Raw genomic sequence first — 11735 nt, 5'->3', positions numbered from 1 at the left:
GGCTGGCCCGGGCTGGGCCGCGGCGCCCGACTGCCAGGCGCTGACGCTGCTGACGGTCGCCGCCCAATCCTCCCGCCAGCGCTTCGCCCATGCCCGCAGCGCCGGCTTCCCCGATTTCGGCCGGCTGCCCTGCCCGCCGCTCTTCCTCGACTACCCCACGCTGCTGCCCTACCTGATCGACCAGTCGGTGCTGCTGACCGGGGAGGTGCGGCTGCCCGGGCTCTATCCCATCCTCGACGACACCGGGATGGATGCGGTGCTGGCCGCCGCGGGGGGCGCGACCGACACCGCCGACCTCTCGACCGTCGAATTCTCCCGCGAGCCGGCCGAGCAGAACGGCACCCTGCCGCTGAGCCGCACCCTGCTCGACCTGCGGTCGCGCAACTTCGCCGCGGTGCGCCTCTCCCCGCGCGACGGTCTGCGGCTGCCGCGCGGCTTCGGCGACCGCGACATCGGGCCGGTGACCCTGGCCGGGGAATTCGTCCGGCCCGGGATCTACGACATCCGCCGCGGCGAGCGGCTCTCCGAGGTGATGACCCGGGCCGGCGGGCTGACGCCGCAGGCCTATCCCTATGGCGCCGTCTTCACCCGGGAAAGCGTGCGGGGCCGCCAGCAGGACGGCTTCGCCCGCACCGCGCGGGAGCTGGAGCAGGGGCTGATGCAGGTCGCCGCCGGCCAGGCGGTCGCCGGGATGCGCGGCTCGGCCGACCTCGGCGGGGCGATCCTGGCGGGGCGGGAGCTGGCGCAGTCGCTGCGCCAGGCCCGCGCCGCCGGGCGGATGGTGGTCGAGAGCAACCCGGTGGTGCTGGCCGGGCGCCCCGACCTCGACGTGCTGCTCGAGCCCGGCGACCTCATCGCCATGCCGAAGCGGCCGAACGAGGTGACGGTGGTCGGCGCCGTGCTGAACCCCGGCAGCCTGCAATTCGCCACCGGCTGGCGTGCCGGCGACTACGTCCGGGCGGCGGGCGGCGAGCAGCGCTTCGCCGACGGGCAGCGGGCCTTCGTCGTGCTGCCCAATGGCCAGTCCAGCCCGGCCGGCCTCGGCGCCTGGCAGGCGGGCGGGCCGCCGGTCCCGCCCGGCAGCACGGTGGTGGTGCCGCAGGATCCCTCGCCCTACGAAAGCTGGGGCCTGCTGCGCGACGTGACGCAGGTGCTGTCCCAGGTGGCGCTCTCGAGCGCGGCGCTGGCCGTCATCGTGCGCACCGGCGCGCGCTAGGGCCGGGCGGTGGCCGCCGCCGGCAACCGGCGCCGGGCCACGATTCGCCGCATCGCATCCCGGCCCGGACGGCCGCGCGGCTGGACGGCCGGGGCCCTCGGCCTGGCCATGCTGGCCGCCGGCCCGGGCGCGGCCCAGGAGGTGGCGGCGACCGCCGGCGACTTCGGCGGCGTCGGCCTGATCGAGATGCGCAACGCCCGCTTCCGCCCGGACGGGACGCTGGAGGCCGGCGCCGCCTTCCGCCGCCAGCGGCAGTTCTGGTTCCTCGGCTTCCAGGCGCTGCCCTTCCTCGAGACCACCTTCCGCCTCACCGACCGGCTGGATGCCACCGCCGGGCGCGGCGCCACCACCGACCGGGCCTTCGATGTCAAGGCGCGGCTCTGGGAGGAGAGCGCCTGGCGGCCGGCGCTGGCGATGGGGGCGCAGGACGTGATCGGCACCGGCCTCTATGCCGGGGAATACCTGGTCGCCTCCAAGCGGCTATGGGACCTCGACCTGACGCTTGGCCTCGGCTGGGGCCGGCTGGGCACCGGCGCCGATCTCGGCAACCCCCTTGGCGCCCTGTCCGGCCGCTACCGGGCGCGGCCGCGGACCGTCGGGGTCGGCGGCCGGCCCGGCCTCGGCAGCCTGTTCCGGGGCCGGGACGCGGCGATCTTCGGCGGGCTGGAATGGTCGGTGCCGCCGGCGCTGGCACTGGGCCTCGAGGGGCTCCGGGCCAAGCTGGAATGGTCGGGCGACGCGCTGCGCGACGAGCGGGGCGGCTATCCCACCCGCATCACCGGGCTGCGCGGGGAAGCGGCCACGCGGCTGAACGTCGGCCTGCAATGGCAGCCCAACCCCTGGCTCGACGCCGGGGTGCATTTCGTCCATGGCACCGACCTGCTGCTGCGGCTGTCGCTGCGGCTGGACTCGGCCCAGCCGCCGGCGATGCCACGGCCGCCGCCGCCGGCCCTGCCGGCGCGGCCCGAGGCGGCGGCCGAGGACACCGTGCCGGCGCTGCCGGCGGCCCTGCGCCGCGCCGGCTTCCGGCCGCTGGAGGTGACGGTTGCCGGCGCCGAGGCACGGGTTGCCGTGGCAGGCGGCCGGCAGCCGACCCTGGCGCAGGTGGCCGGCCGCGTCGCCCGGGCGGTGCAGCCGCTGCTGCCGGCGGAGGTCGAGCGGATCGCGGTGGAATGGCACCGCGCCGGGCTGCCGGTCGCCCGGCTGGTGCTGCTGCGGGGGGCGATGGAAGCGGCCGCCCAGGGCGCCGGCAGCGCCGAGGAGATCCTGGCCAGCGCCGCCCTCTCCCCGGCCGAGCCGCTGGCCGGCTTCCGGCCGGATCTGGGCTGGGCGCTGGAGCCGCGCATCGCGCTGCAGCTCGGCGACCCGAGGGTCGGGGTCCGCTGGCAGGCATCGGGGGCGGCGGGCCTGCGGCTCGGCCTCGGGGAGGGCTATGCGCTGGCCGGCAGCCTGGCGCAGGCGGTGGCGGGGAACCTCGACAAGGGTCTGCCCTCGGACAGCGTCCTGCCCCGGGTCCGCAGCGACCTCGGCCGCTATGCCCGGGAGGGGCGCACGGCGATCCCGACGCTCTACGCGGAGCGGCTCTGGAGTCCCGCCGACGACTGGTTCGCCCGGCTCTCGGCCGGGCTGCTGGAGCCGATGTTCGGCGGCATCGCCGGCGAGGTGCTGTGGCGGCCGCAGCAACGGCCGCTGGCGCTCGGCCTCGACCTCGCCTGGGTGGTGCAGCGGGATTACCGGCAGGGGCTGGGCGCGCTCGGCTATTCCGTGGCGACTGGGCATGCCTCGGTCTATGCCGACCTGCCGATCTGGAACCTCGGCGCGGTGCTGCGGGCCGGGCGCTACCTCGCCGGGGACTGGGGCGGAACGCTCGAGGTCAGCCGCCGCTTCGACAGCGGGATCGAGATCGGCGGCTTCGCCACCCTGACGACGACGCCCTTCCGCCGTTTCGGCGAGGGCAGCTTCGACAAGGGCATCTTCCTCCGCTTCCCGCTGCAGCTGCTGGGGCCTGAAACCGCCAGCCGGGCCACCGCGCTGATCCGTCCGGTGGTGCGGGACGGCGGGCAGCGGCTGGCGCTCGACAACCCGCTGTTCGAGGTGACGCGGGAGGGGCGGGCGGCGGCGCTCGGGCGGGACTACCTCGGGCTGCTGCGGTAGCGGAGGCGCTGTTCCAGCACCGCGCTGCCCCATTGCGTGATCTGGACCGGATCGGACATGGGCAGCCTCCAGAGTCGGTGGCCGGATACAACCAGTCCCGGGGCGCGGAGAAAATCCCTAATAGCTCGGCCAGAGCCCCGGCGTTGCGACCTCGACGGAATGCTGGTCCGGGTCGCGGAAATAGAGGCTGACGCCGCCGCGCGGCCAGGTGATGCGGGATTCGAGCGCGACGCCCTCGGCGGCGAGATGCGCCTCCCAGGCCGCCAGCTCGCCGACCGGGATGGCGAAGGCGAGGTGCTGGTGGCCGGTCGCGTCATGCGGCGGGATGGTGCCGGTGGGCGTCGGCGAAGGCTCGACCGAGCCGCCGCGGACGAAGAGCAGCAGCACGCTGTTGCCGGGGACGCCGAGGCCGACCATGCGGTCGTCGGCCAGGTATTCCTCGAAGCCCAGGACGCGCCGATAGAAGGCCGCCGACCGTGCGAGGTCGTCGACATAGAGCGAATACTCAAGCTGGTGGCTGATGCGCGGCATGGAGCCCTGCCTGGAGAAGAGAACGGGCGGGAGGCATCGCCCCCCGCCCGCCGGCCATTACGCCTTCTTGTAGAGCTTGGTGGCGATCTCGAACATTTCCTCGGGCGCGTAGTCCGGGGTGAAGGCCGAGGGGATGCCGGTGAGCTGGTGGATCTTGCCGCCTTCCGGCATGCCGTCCACGACCTCGAGCTGGCCGACCGGATCGCCCGGCAGCGCCATCTCGCCATTGCCCCAGATGCCGGCCATGTCCTTGTAGTCGGCCGGGCTGAAGGTATAGAGGCGGCGATGCGAACCCTCGGCCAGGTACTGCTGGCACTCGGGAATCTTGTCGAGGTTGATGTTCGGGGTCGGCAGGAACTTCTCCAGCTCGACGCCGGTGATCTGCTTCAGCGCCAGCGCATAGGCATGCGCATGGACCGAGCCGCGGACCAGCAGGTAGCCGCAGACGGCGCGGCCGGTCGGATCCGTCAGCGTCTCATAGACCCGCAGCTTGTGCAGGCGGGCGCCGCATTCCAGGTGGAAGTTGTGCAGCAGGTCGACCACGACGTTGCCGGTGGTGGTGACCATGTCCGCGTTCCAGGACATGGAGTTGCTGTTCACCGGCATGGCGCCGCCGCCATTGGAAGCGAAGCTGGCGAAGGAGCGGATGTCCTTCATGGCCTCGAAGGGCGCACCGGAGATGTCGCCGCCATCGGCCTCGTCGCCGTCGTTGTCGGGGCCGTTGTTCAGCATGGCGACGCCGTTGCTGACTAGCTCGACATGGCCGAGCTCCTCGGCGGTGATGCTGGCGACCAGGCTGTAGAAGGGGCGCAGCTTGCTCTTGCTGCGGAAGTTGAAGCTCTGGAACATGTAGTTCCCGAGCGTGGACATCTCGCCGTACTTGCCGCCGAGAAGTTCCTGCAGCGCTGCTGCGGCATTGGGATCCTTCCGCTTCGGGGCGGGAAGTTCAGCCTGCAATTTATCGACACGAAGGAACATGAGGGGGCATCCGGCGCTGTTGGGTAGGACTCCTATTAACCAGTGAACCAGCCCCGGGTTTTGTGTCTGCGTCGCATTATCATTGAATTGCCGTAGTCTTGCGGCTCGCCGCCGCTTCCGCCAAACCCGGCCGCGCATGACCTTCGAAGCGCTGACGCAACACCTCCTGTTCGCCCTTGGCCTGGCCCTGCTCTCGGCGGCGGTGGTGCGGCTCATGATCCGCTGGCCCATCCTCGATATCCCGAACGGCCGCAGCGCCCATGCGGTGGCTACCCCGCGGGGCGGCGGCGTCGGCGTGGTGGTGGCCTTCCTGGTCGGGGTCCTGGCGCTCTATGGCCTGGCGGATTTCGCCCGGCTGGCCGAACGGCAATTCCTCGGCGTCATCCTCGCCGCGCTGGCGATCGCCGGGGTGGCGCTGGTGGATGACCTCCGCAACCTCTCGGCCCGGTTGCGGCTGCTGGCCCAGCTCGGCGCGGCGCTGGTCGCGGTCGGTACCGGCATCACCCTGTCGCGGCTGGCGCTGCCCTATGTCGGGGTGGTGGAACTCGGCTGGATCGGGGCGCTGGTGACGGTCTTCTGGATCGTCGGCTGCACCAACGCGGTGAATTTCATGGACGGCCTGGACGGGCTGGTCGGCGGCACGCTGCTGATCGCCTGTGTCGCCCTGGCGGTGATCGCGCAGGGCGAGGGCGGGCGCTTCATCTATGTCGCGGCGCTGATCCTGGCAGCGGGCTTCGCCGGCTTCCTGCCCTTCAACCTGCATCCCGCGCGGATCTTCATGGGCGATGTCGGCAGCCAGTTCGCCGGCTTCATGCTGGCGGTGCTGGCGGTCGCGGCGGCCCGCTTCGACTTCACCCAGCTCAGCTTCCTGATCGTGCCGCTGCTGCTCTTCGGCCTGCTGTTCGATGCCGGCTTCACCCTGCTGCGGCGAGGCTGGATGGGCGACCGCGTCGGCGCGCCGCACCGGACCCACCTGTACCAGATGGCCCAGCGCAGCGGCCTCGGCGTGGGCCAGGTGGCCGCGGTGCACTGGGGCTTCGCGCTGTTCCAGGCCGGGCTGGCCGGGCTGTTCCTCCACCTGGCGTCCTTCGCCAAGCCGCTGGTGGTGCTGCCCGCGCTGGCGGTGCAATGCGGCTGGCTCTGGTTCGTCGCCCGCCGGGTGCGGCGGGCCGGGCTCAGCTGGCGCGACTGAGCCCGGCCGCCTGAACCCGGCCGGGGCTCAGCCCCGCCGGACCGCCTGCAGGACCGCCAGCGCGAGGGCGGTCTTGATCACCGTGGCCGGCAGGAACAGCAGGAAGCCGGCCATCACCGCCCGCTCCATGCCGACGAAGCCGCCGAGCCACAGGAGCCCCGGCACGAACAGCGCCAGATGCGCCGCGAGCAGCCCCAGCCCCCGCTGCCACCAGCCCGCCGGCCGGGTCAGCACGCCCGCCAGCCAGGCCGCCGGCAGGAAGCCGATCAGGTAGCCTGCGGTCGGCCCGGCCAGCACCGCCGGGCCGGCGGCGCCGGCGGCGAAGACCGGCAGCCCCAGCACGCCCTCGGCAAGGTAGAGCCCGGCCGCGGCCAGCCCCAGCCGGGCGCCGCCGAGGCCGCCCAGCAGCAGGACCACCATGCTCTGCAGCGTCGCCGGCACCGGCCACATCGGCAGCGCCACCTGGGCCGAGGCCGCGAGCAGCGCCGAGCCTAGCAGGGCCAGACCGGCGAAGCGGAGCCGTCCTGCCCGCAGGCTGCCCTGCGGCACGCTTGTATTCGAAGCCATAACGATCCTTCCGGTGTGGCCGCGACCCATGCCACCGCCGGACGCGGCCGGGCAAGGGGCGCCGGCTCAGCCGGCCGGGCCGAGGAACTCCATCACCAGCATCGGCACCCGGGGGCCGACCCATTGCTCGGCACGGATCACCGCGCCGCCCGCGGCCTCGACCCAGAAGCGGTTGGTGAAGCCGGAGCTGCCGCGGCTGCGGCAGCGTTCCCGCACCAGCAGCACCTCGGCATCCTCGGTCGGCTCGGCCCGCAGCCGGCAGTCGAGCGAGATGCCGAAGCGCATGCCGTCGGGCTCCCGATTCGCATCCATCAGGTCCACCAGGCGCCGGGCCTCGGCCGGGTGATCGAGCAGGGCGGCGGGGCGGGCGAGGGGGTCGGGGCCCTCGAAGCGGGTCGCCGCCAGCATCTGCCGCAGCCCGGCGGTGGCGGTGACGCGGCCGCCCTCGGTCGCCACCACGATGCCGCCGGAGGTGCGCCAGATCCGGCGTTCGCCCAATTCCTGCAGCAGCACCGCCGGGGTGGCGCGGCCGCCGAGCCAGAGGCGCAGGGCCCGCCCCTCGGGCTCCGGCAGATCCTCGAGCGGGGCGGCGGCGGGGGCGACCAAGTCGACCAGCCGGTCGCCCGTGTCACGCCACAGGGTATCGCCGCAGGCGGCGAGCAGCAGGGGCAGGGGCCAGAGGAGCCGGTGGCGCATCGCCGCAGCATAGCGCCGCGAGCCTCACGTTGCGATATCGTTCTGACAGCCGGCGGGCGGACTCCCGCCGGATGCCGCCAGGCGGCGTCCGCCCCGGCCGGTCAGGGCCGGCGGCGGGTGATCAGCCGGGCGATGAACATCAGCAACAGCCCGAGGGCGATGATGCCATAGGTCTTCGGATCCTCCCGGATGGCATCGAGCGCCGCCTCCGGGATCCAGACCACCGCCTCCCAGCCGAAGAGATGGGCGATCAGTCCGAGCACCACGAGGATGGCGCCCGCCGACCAGAGTGCGTGCGCCATTCAGCGCAGCTCGCCATCGGCGCGGCGCGGCGTGGCGGGGATGGCGTGTCGCATGGGGGTCACTCCAGGGACCAGGGCCAACGTGGCGCCATCGTTCCGGTTGCCTGCCGCCCCGGTCAGGCCACGGCCGGCCGCGGCCCGCGCCATTGCAGCGCCAGCAGCACCGCCCCCAGCGCCACGCCGATCAGGTGCGGTGCCGGCACGCCGCTGCCGAAGAAGGCCTCGACCAGCGCCGGGAAGATCATCAGCAGCCCGGCGACGACGAAGCCCGCGCGTTCCCAGCCGGCCAGCGCCCGCCGGGCGAAGCCCTGGCAGGCCGCCGAGAGCGCCGCGAGGCCGCCCGCGGCCAGGGCGATCTGCACCACCACGTCGCCCCAGCCCATGCCCGGCTTGAAGGCCAGCAGCAGGCCGACGCCATCGGGGTCGGTGACGAAGACGAAGGGCAGCACGAAGGCCGGCAGGGTGTATTTCCAGGCCTGCAGGGTGGTGCGGTAGGGCCCGGCGCCGGTGATGGCGGCGGCGGCGAAGGGCGACAGCGCGGTGGGCGGCGAGACCTCGGACAGCACCGCGTAGTAGAAGACGAACATGTGCGCCGCGTAGTCGGGCACGCCGAGCTTGATCAGCGCCGGCGCCGCGACCACGGCGCAGATGATGTAGCTGGCGGTCACCGGCACCGCCAAACCCACGATCCAGACGATCAGCGCGGTATAGAGCGCGGTGATGACGAGGCTGCCGCCGGCCGCCTGGATGGCGATCTCGGAGAATTTGAGCCCGAGGCCGGTCAGGGTGATGACGCCGACGATGATGCCGGCGCAGGCGCAGGTCGCGGCGATCCCCACCGCCTGGATGGCGCCCGAGGCCAGCGCCGCGACCAGCTTCCGCGGCCAGAGCGCGCTGTCCCGCCGGAGGAAGGACAGCACCACGGCGACCGCCATGGCATAGAGCACCGCCATGGTGGGCGAGTAGCCGAGCACCATGAAGACCACGATCGCCAGCAGCGAGGAGAAGTGGAAGCCGTATTTCTTAGTGAGCGCCCAGGGGCTCTCGACGGTGATGACCTCGCGTTCCGTGCCGGCCTTGAGGTGGGCGGCGCCGATCCGGCGCTGGTCGAGCTCGACCATGAACAGCAGCGAGGCATAGTAGAGGATGGTCGGCACGGCGGCCATCCGCAGCACCTCGAGGTAGCCGATCTTGAGGTATTCGGCGATCAGGAAGGCCGCGGCGCCCAGCACCGGCGGCGAGATGATGGCGCCGAGCCCGCCGGCGGCGAGCAGCCCGCCGGCATCGTGCGGCGTATAGCCGACCCGCTTCATCATCGGCCAGGCGACGGTGCCGAGCGTCACGGTCGTCGCCACGCCCGAGCCCGAGGGGCCGCCGAGCAGGAAGGACGACAGCACCACGGTCCGCCCGGCCGAGGTCGCCTTGCCCCCCGTCGCCGAGAAGCTGAAGTCGACGAAGAACTTGCCGGCGCCGCTGAGCTGCAGGATCGCGCCGTAGATGGTGAACAGGATGATCAGGCTGGCCGAGACGTCGACCGCGGTGCCGAAGATGCCGTCGAGCGTGATGGTCAGGTGCGGGATCAGCCGCTCGGTGTCGTAGCCCTGGTGGCGCCAGGGCGGCGGCAGCAGGTTGCCGAAATAGGCATAGAGCATGAAGCAGCCGGCCACGACCGGCATCACCCAGCCGGTGGCGCGGCGCGTCACCTCCAGCACCAGCAGGATCAGCACCCAGCCGACGATCAGGTCCTGGGTCTCGGGGAAGACGTAGCGGTCGATCAGCGGCTCGGTGCCGATCAGGTCGCCGCCGTAGAGCAGGTACCAGGTGACGTAGAGGCTGGCCGCGATCAGCACCACGTCCCAGGGCATCAGCCGGTTGCGGAAGCGCTTCGCCACCGGGAACAGCAGGAAGCCGAGCCCCATGGCGAAGCCGACATGGATGAAGCGCAGCGAGGTGGTGGGCACGATGTCCCAGGCCGCCCAGAGATGGAACAGCGCCATGGCCAGGGCAAGGCCGGTGGCGGCATGCGCCAGCCAGCCGCTGTAGCGGTTCTGGGCGCCTTCCTCTTCCTCGATCAGCGCCTCCACCCGGGCGGCGGTCTGGTCGTCGAGCGCGCCGGATTCGATCTCCGGCGGGAGGCTGCGGGTACTGCTCATTCCGGATGGGTTCCTGCCGTGCCTTGGGGTCGCCCCCGGTTTGCGCCCCCTGTAGCCGGACGCGGCGGCGGCGCCCATCCCCTACGAATTTGTCACCGCCGCGGGGTTGGTCCGGGCGGCCGGTGGGTGCGTAATGCCGGGGTCGCTGTCCTGAGGGGAATGCCATGGCCGACCCGCTGATGCCTGCCGCCACGCCGCCTGGCCCGATGAGCTTGAACGGCCGCTTCCCGATGGTCCGGCTGATGGCCCAGGGCTGGTGGATGTTCATCCTGCGCGGCGCCGCCAGCATCCTGTTCGGCCTGCTCGCCTTCCTGGTGCCGGGGCTGGGGCTGGCGGTGATGCTGGGCTTCCTCGCCGCCTGGATGGCGCTCGACGGGATCGGCACGCTGTACCAGGCGGTGAAGGGGCCGCCGGAGCGCCATGGCGCCTGGTTCTGGGTGGATGGGATCGTCTCCCTCGGCGCCGCGGCGGCGCTGCTGCTGGCGCCGGTCGCCTCGGCGCTGGTGCTGGTGCTGATCACCGGCATCTGGTCGATCGCCATCGGCGTGCTGCGGCTGGTGCTCGCCTTCCGGCTCGGCAGCGTGCTGATGGGCCTGGCCGGGGCGATCGCGGTCTTCATCGGTGCCTGGCTGGTCGCGGCGCCGGGGCCGGGGCTGCTGGCGCTCATCTGGGTGGTCGGCATCCAGGCGCTGGTGGCCGGCGCCCTGCTGTGCTGGCTCGGCTGGCGGCTGCGCCGGGTGGCGCATGACCCGCACGGGCCGGCGCTGGGCCGCGGCTGAGCCGTCCCCGCCTGGACCGCCCCCCGCTTCCCGGCCACCATGGCGCCCCACCCGAGGAGCGCCCGCCTTGCCCGAAGCCCCGCCGACCACCGCCATCCCGACCCGGGCGGCGCTGTTCACCGGCTATCTGCGGATCGGGCTGTTCGGCTTCGGCGGGGTCGCCGCCTGGGCCCGCCGGGTGATCGTCGAGGAGCGCCGCTGGCTGACCGAGCGCGAGTATGCCGAGGTCCTCGGCCTCGGCCAGATCCTGCCCGGGCCGAACGTGGGCAATGCGGCGGTCATGATCGGCCGGCGCTTCCACGGGCTGGCCGGAGCGCTGCTCGCCACCGCCGGGCTGTACTGCGCGCCGCTGATCATCCTGATCGGGCTGTGCCTGTTCTATGACCGCTACGGGCAGCTGCCGGCGGTGGCGCCCGTCATGAACGGGATCGCCGCCGGGGCGGCGGGGATGGTGATCGGCACCGCCTTCAAGATGGCGGGCAAGCTGAAGCTGCGCTGGGATGCGCTGCTGGTGCTGCTGCTGGCGACCCTCGCGGCGGCGGTGCTGCGCATGCCGCTGCCGCTGATCGTGCTGCTGCTGGCCCCGGTCTCCATCGCGCTGTCGCTGCGGCAGGCCGGGCTGATCGGCGGGGCGCCGGCGCGATGACCATCATCCTGCAGATCCTGCTGACCTTTTCCATCCTGTCGCTGGTCGCGGTCGGCGGCGCCAATGCGGTGCTGCCCGAGATGCACCGCCAGCTGGTCGAGCTGCATGGCTGGCTCGACGACGTCACCTTCTCCCAGCTCTACGCCCTGGCGCAGGCGGCGCCGGGGCCGAACATCCTGGTCGCCAGCGTCATGGGCTGGCGCATCGCCGGGGCCGGCGGCATGGCGGCGGCGACCCTCGGGATGCTGGTGCCGGCGGCGGTGCTGGCCTGGGGCATGGCGGGGCTGACCCAGCGGCTGCGCGGCTCGGCCTGGCTGAAGCCGGCGCAGGGCGGGCTGGTGCCGGTGGCGATCGGGCTGATCCTGGCGGCCGGCGTCACCATGGCCCAGGCCTCCTATACCCATGGGGTCATGCCGCTGGTCGTGGTCGCGGCCTCGACCCTGCTGGTCTGGCGGACCGACTACAACCCGCTGTGGATGCTGGCCGGCGGCGGCCTGCTCGGGGCCTTCTTCCTGACCTGA

Annotated in this window: 12 protein-coding genes; 6 read left to right on the top strand and 6 right to left on the bottom strand. The window is 72.9% G+C overall.

What is annotated here, in order from left to right; genetic code table 11:
* Together QWZ14_RS26990 and QWZ14_RS26985 are read left to right on the top strand one after the other, a co-directional pair.
* On the top strand, positions 1–1216 hold a 1216-nt coding region (locus QWZ14_RS26990; protein WP_290320140.1), incomplete at its 5' end, for an SLBB domain-containing protein.
* Between the two features lie 9 nt (positions 1217–1225).
* A complete protein-coding gene (locus QWZ14_RS26985) occupies positions 1226–3370 on the top strand; it encodes a YjbH domain-containing protein (protein ID WP_290320139.1) in 2145 nt (714 codons plus the stop codon).
* Positions 3371–3487: 117 nt separating this feature from the next.
* Here QWZ14_RS26985 and QWZ14_RS26980 read toward each other — a convergent pair whose 3' ends face one another.
* Positions 3488–3901, bottom strand: a complete 414-nt coding sequence (locus QWZ14_RS26980) for a VOC family protein (protein ID WP_290320138.1) — start codon at positions 3899–3901, stop codon at positions 3488–3490.
* 57 nt (positions 3902–3958) lie between these two features.
* Positions 3959–4879, bottom strand: a complete 921-nt coding sequence (locus QWZ14_RS26975) for a manganese catalase family protein (RefSeq protein ID WP_290320137.1) — start codon at positions 4877–4879, stop codon at positions 3959–3961.
* Positions 4880–5015: 136 nt separating this feature from the next.
* Here QWZ14_RS26975 and QWZ14_RS26970 point away from each other — a divergent pair, with 136 nt between their 5' ends.
* On the top strand, positions 5016–6071 hold the full coding sequence (locus tag QWZ14_RS26970) for a glycosyltransferase family 4 protein (RefSeq protein WP_290320136.1): 1056 nt from the start codon (positions 5016–5018) through the stop codon (positions 6069–6071).
* 27 nt (positions 6072–6098) lie between these two features.
* Here QWZ14_RS26970 and QWZ14_RS26965 read toward each other — a convergent pair whose 3' ends face one another.
* The 4 genes from QWZ14_RS26965 to QWZ14_RS26950 form a co-directional block, all read right to left on the bottom strand.
* Positions 6099–6638, bottom strand: coding sequence for a biotin transporter BioY (locus QWZ14_RS26965; RefSeq protein WP_290320135.1), 540 nt, complete (start codon positions 6636–6638; stop codon positions 6099–6101).
* A 66-nt stretch (positions 6639–6704) separates the two neighbouring features.
* Positions 6705–7334 (bottom strand): YjbF family lipoprotein, encoded by a 630-nt coding sequence (locus tag QWZ14_RS26960; RefSeq protein ID WP_290320134.1) that lies wholly within the window; start codon positions 7332–7334, stop codon positions 6705–6707.
* A 101-nt stretch (positions 7335–7435) separates the two neighbouring features.
* Complete coding sequence (locus tag QWZ14_RS26955; RefSeq protein WP_290320132.1) at positions 7436–7636, bottom strand: hypothetical protein; 201 nt, start codon at positions 7634–7636, stop codon at positions 7436–7438.
* Positions 7637–7752: 116 nt separating this feature from the next.
* Positions 7753–9789 carry a TRAP transporter permease gene (locus QWZ14_RS26950; protein WP_290320131.1) on the bottom strand — a complete coding sequence of 679 codons (2037 nt, stop codon included), beginning with the start codon at positions 9787–9789 and terminating at the stop codon, positions 7753–7755.
* A gap of 164 nt (positions 9790–9953) precedes the next feature.
* Here QWZ14_RS26950 and QWZ14_RS26945 point away from each other — a divergent pair, with 164 nt between their 5' ends.
* The 3 genes from QWZ14_RS26945 to QWZ14_RS26935 all read left to right on the top strand — a co-directional run bounded on the left by QWZ14_RS26945 (position 9954) and on the right by QWZ14_RS26935 (position 11735).
* Positions 9954–10568, top strand: coding sequence for an HdeD family acid-resistance protein (locus QWZ14_RS26945; RefSeq protein WP_290320130.1), 615 nt, complete (start codon positions 9954–9956; stop codon positions 10566–10568).
* A gap of 67 nt (positions 10569–10635) precedes the next feature.
* Positions 10636–11214 carry a chromate transporter gene (locus tag QWZ14_RS26940; RefSeq protein ID WP_290320129.1) on the top strand — a complete coding sequence of 193 codons (579 nt, stop codon included), beginning with the start codon at positions 10636–10638 and terminating at the stop codon, positions 11212–11214.
* Complete coding sequence (locus QWZ14_RS26935) at positions 11211–11735, top strand: chromate transporter (RefSeq protein ID WP_290320128.1); 525 nt, start codon at positions 11211–11213, stop codon at positions 11733–11735. The genes QWZ14_RS26940 and QWZ14_RS26935 overlap by 4 nt, the downstream gene beginning before the upstream one ends.

This window comes from Paeniroseomonas aquatica (assembly GCF_030409335.1).
Taxonomy (GTDB): domain Bacteria; phylum Pseudomonadota; class Alphaproteobacteria; order Acetobacterales; family Acetobacteraceae; genus Belnapia; species Belnapia aquatica.
Note: the sequence above shows the minus strand (reverse complement) of the source record. Positions and strands in the feature narration are given on the sequence as shown.

Bases quoted from the DNA above. Each gene is read 5' to 3' on its own strand.
- QWZ14_RS26980 (WP_290320138.1), bottom strand. From the start codon at position 3,901: ATGCCGCGCATCAGCCACCAGCTTGAGTATTCGCTCTATGTCGACGAC.
- QWZ14_RS26975 (WP_290320137.1), bottom strand. From the start codon at position 4,879: ATGTTCCTTCGTGTCGATAAATTGCAGGCTGAACTTCCCGCCCCGAAG.
- QWZ14_RS26970 (WP_290320136.1), top strand. From the start codon at position 5,016: ATGACCTTCGAAGCGCTGACGCAACACCTCCTGTTCGCCCTTGGCCTG.
- QWZ14_RS26965 (WP_290320135.1), bottom strand. From the start codon at position 6,638: ATGGCTTCGAATACAAGCGTGCCGCAGGGCAGCCTGCGGGCAGGACGG.
- QWZ14_RS26960 (WP_290320134.1), bottom strand. From the start codon at position 7,334: ATGCGCCACCGGCTCCTCTGGCCCCTGCCCCTGCTGCTCGCCGCCTGC.
- QWZ14_RS26955 (WP_290320132.1), bottom strand. From the start codon at position 7,636: ATGGCGCACGCACTCTGGTCGGCGGGCGCCATCCTCGTGGTGCTCGGA.
- QWZ14_RS26950 (WP_290320131.1), bottom strand. From the start codon at position 9,789: ATGAGCAGTACCCGCAGCCTCCCGCCGGAGATCGAATCCGGCGCGCTC.
- QWZ14_RS26945 (WP_290320130.1), top strand. From the start codon at position 9,954: ATGGCCGACCCGCTGATGCCTGCCGCCACGCCGCCTGGCCCGATGAGC.
- QWZ14_RS26935 (WP_290320128.1), top strand. From the start codon at position 11,211: ATGACCATCATCCTGCAGATCCTGCTGACCTTTTCCATCCTGTCGCTG.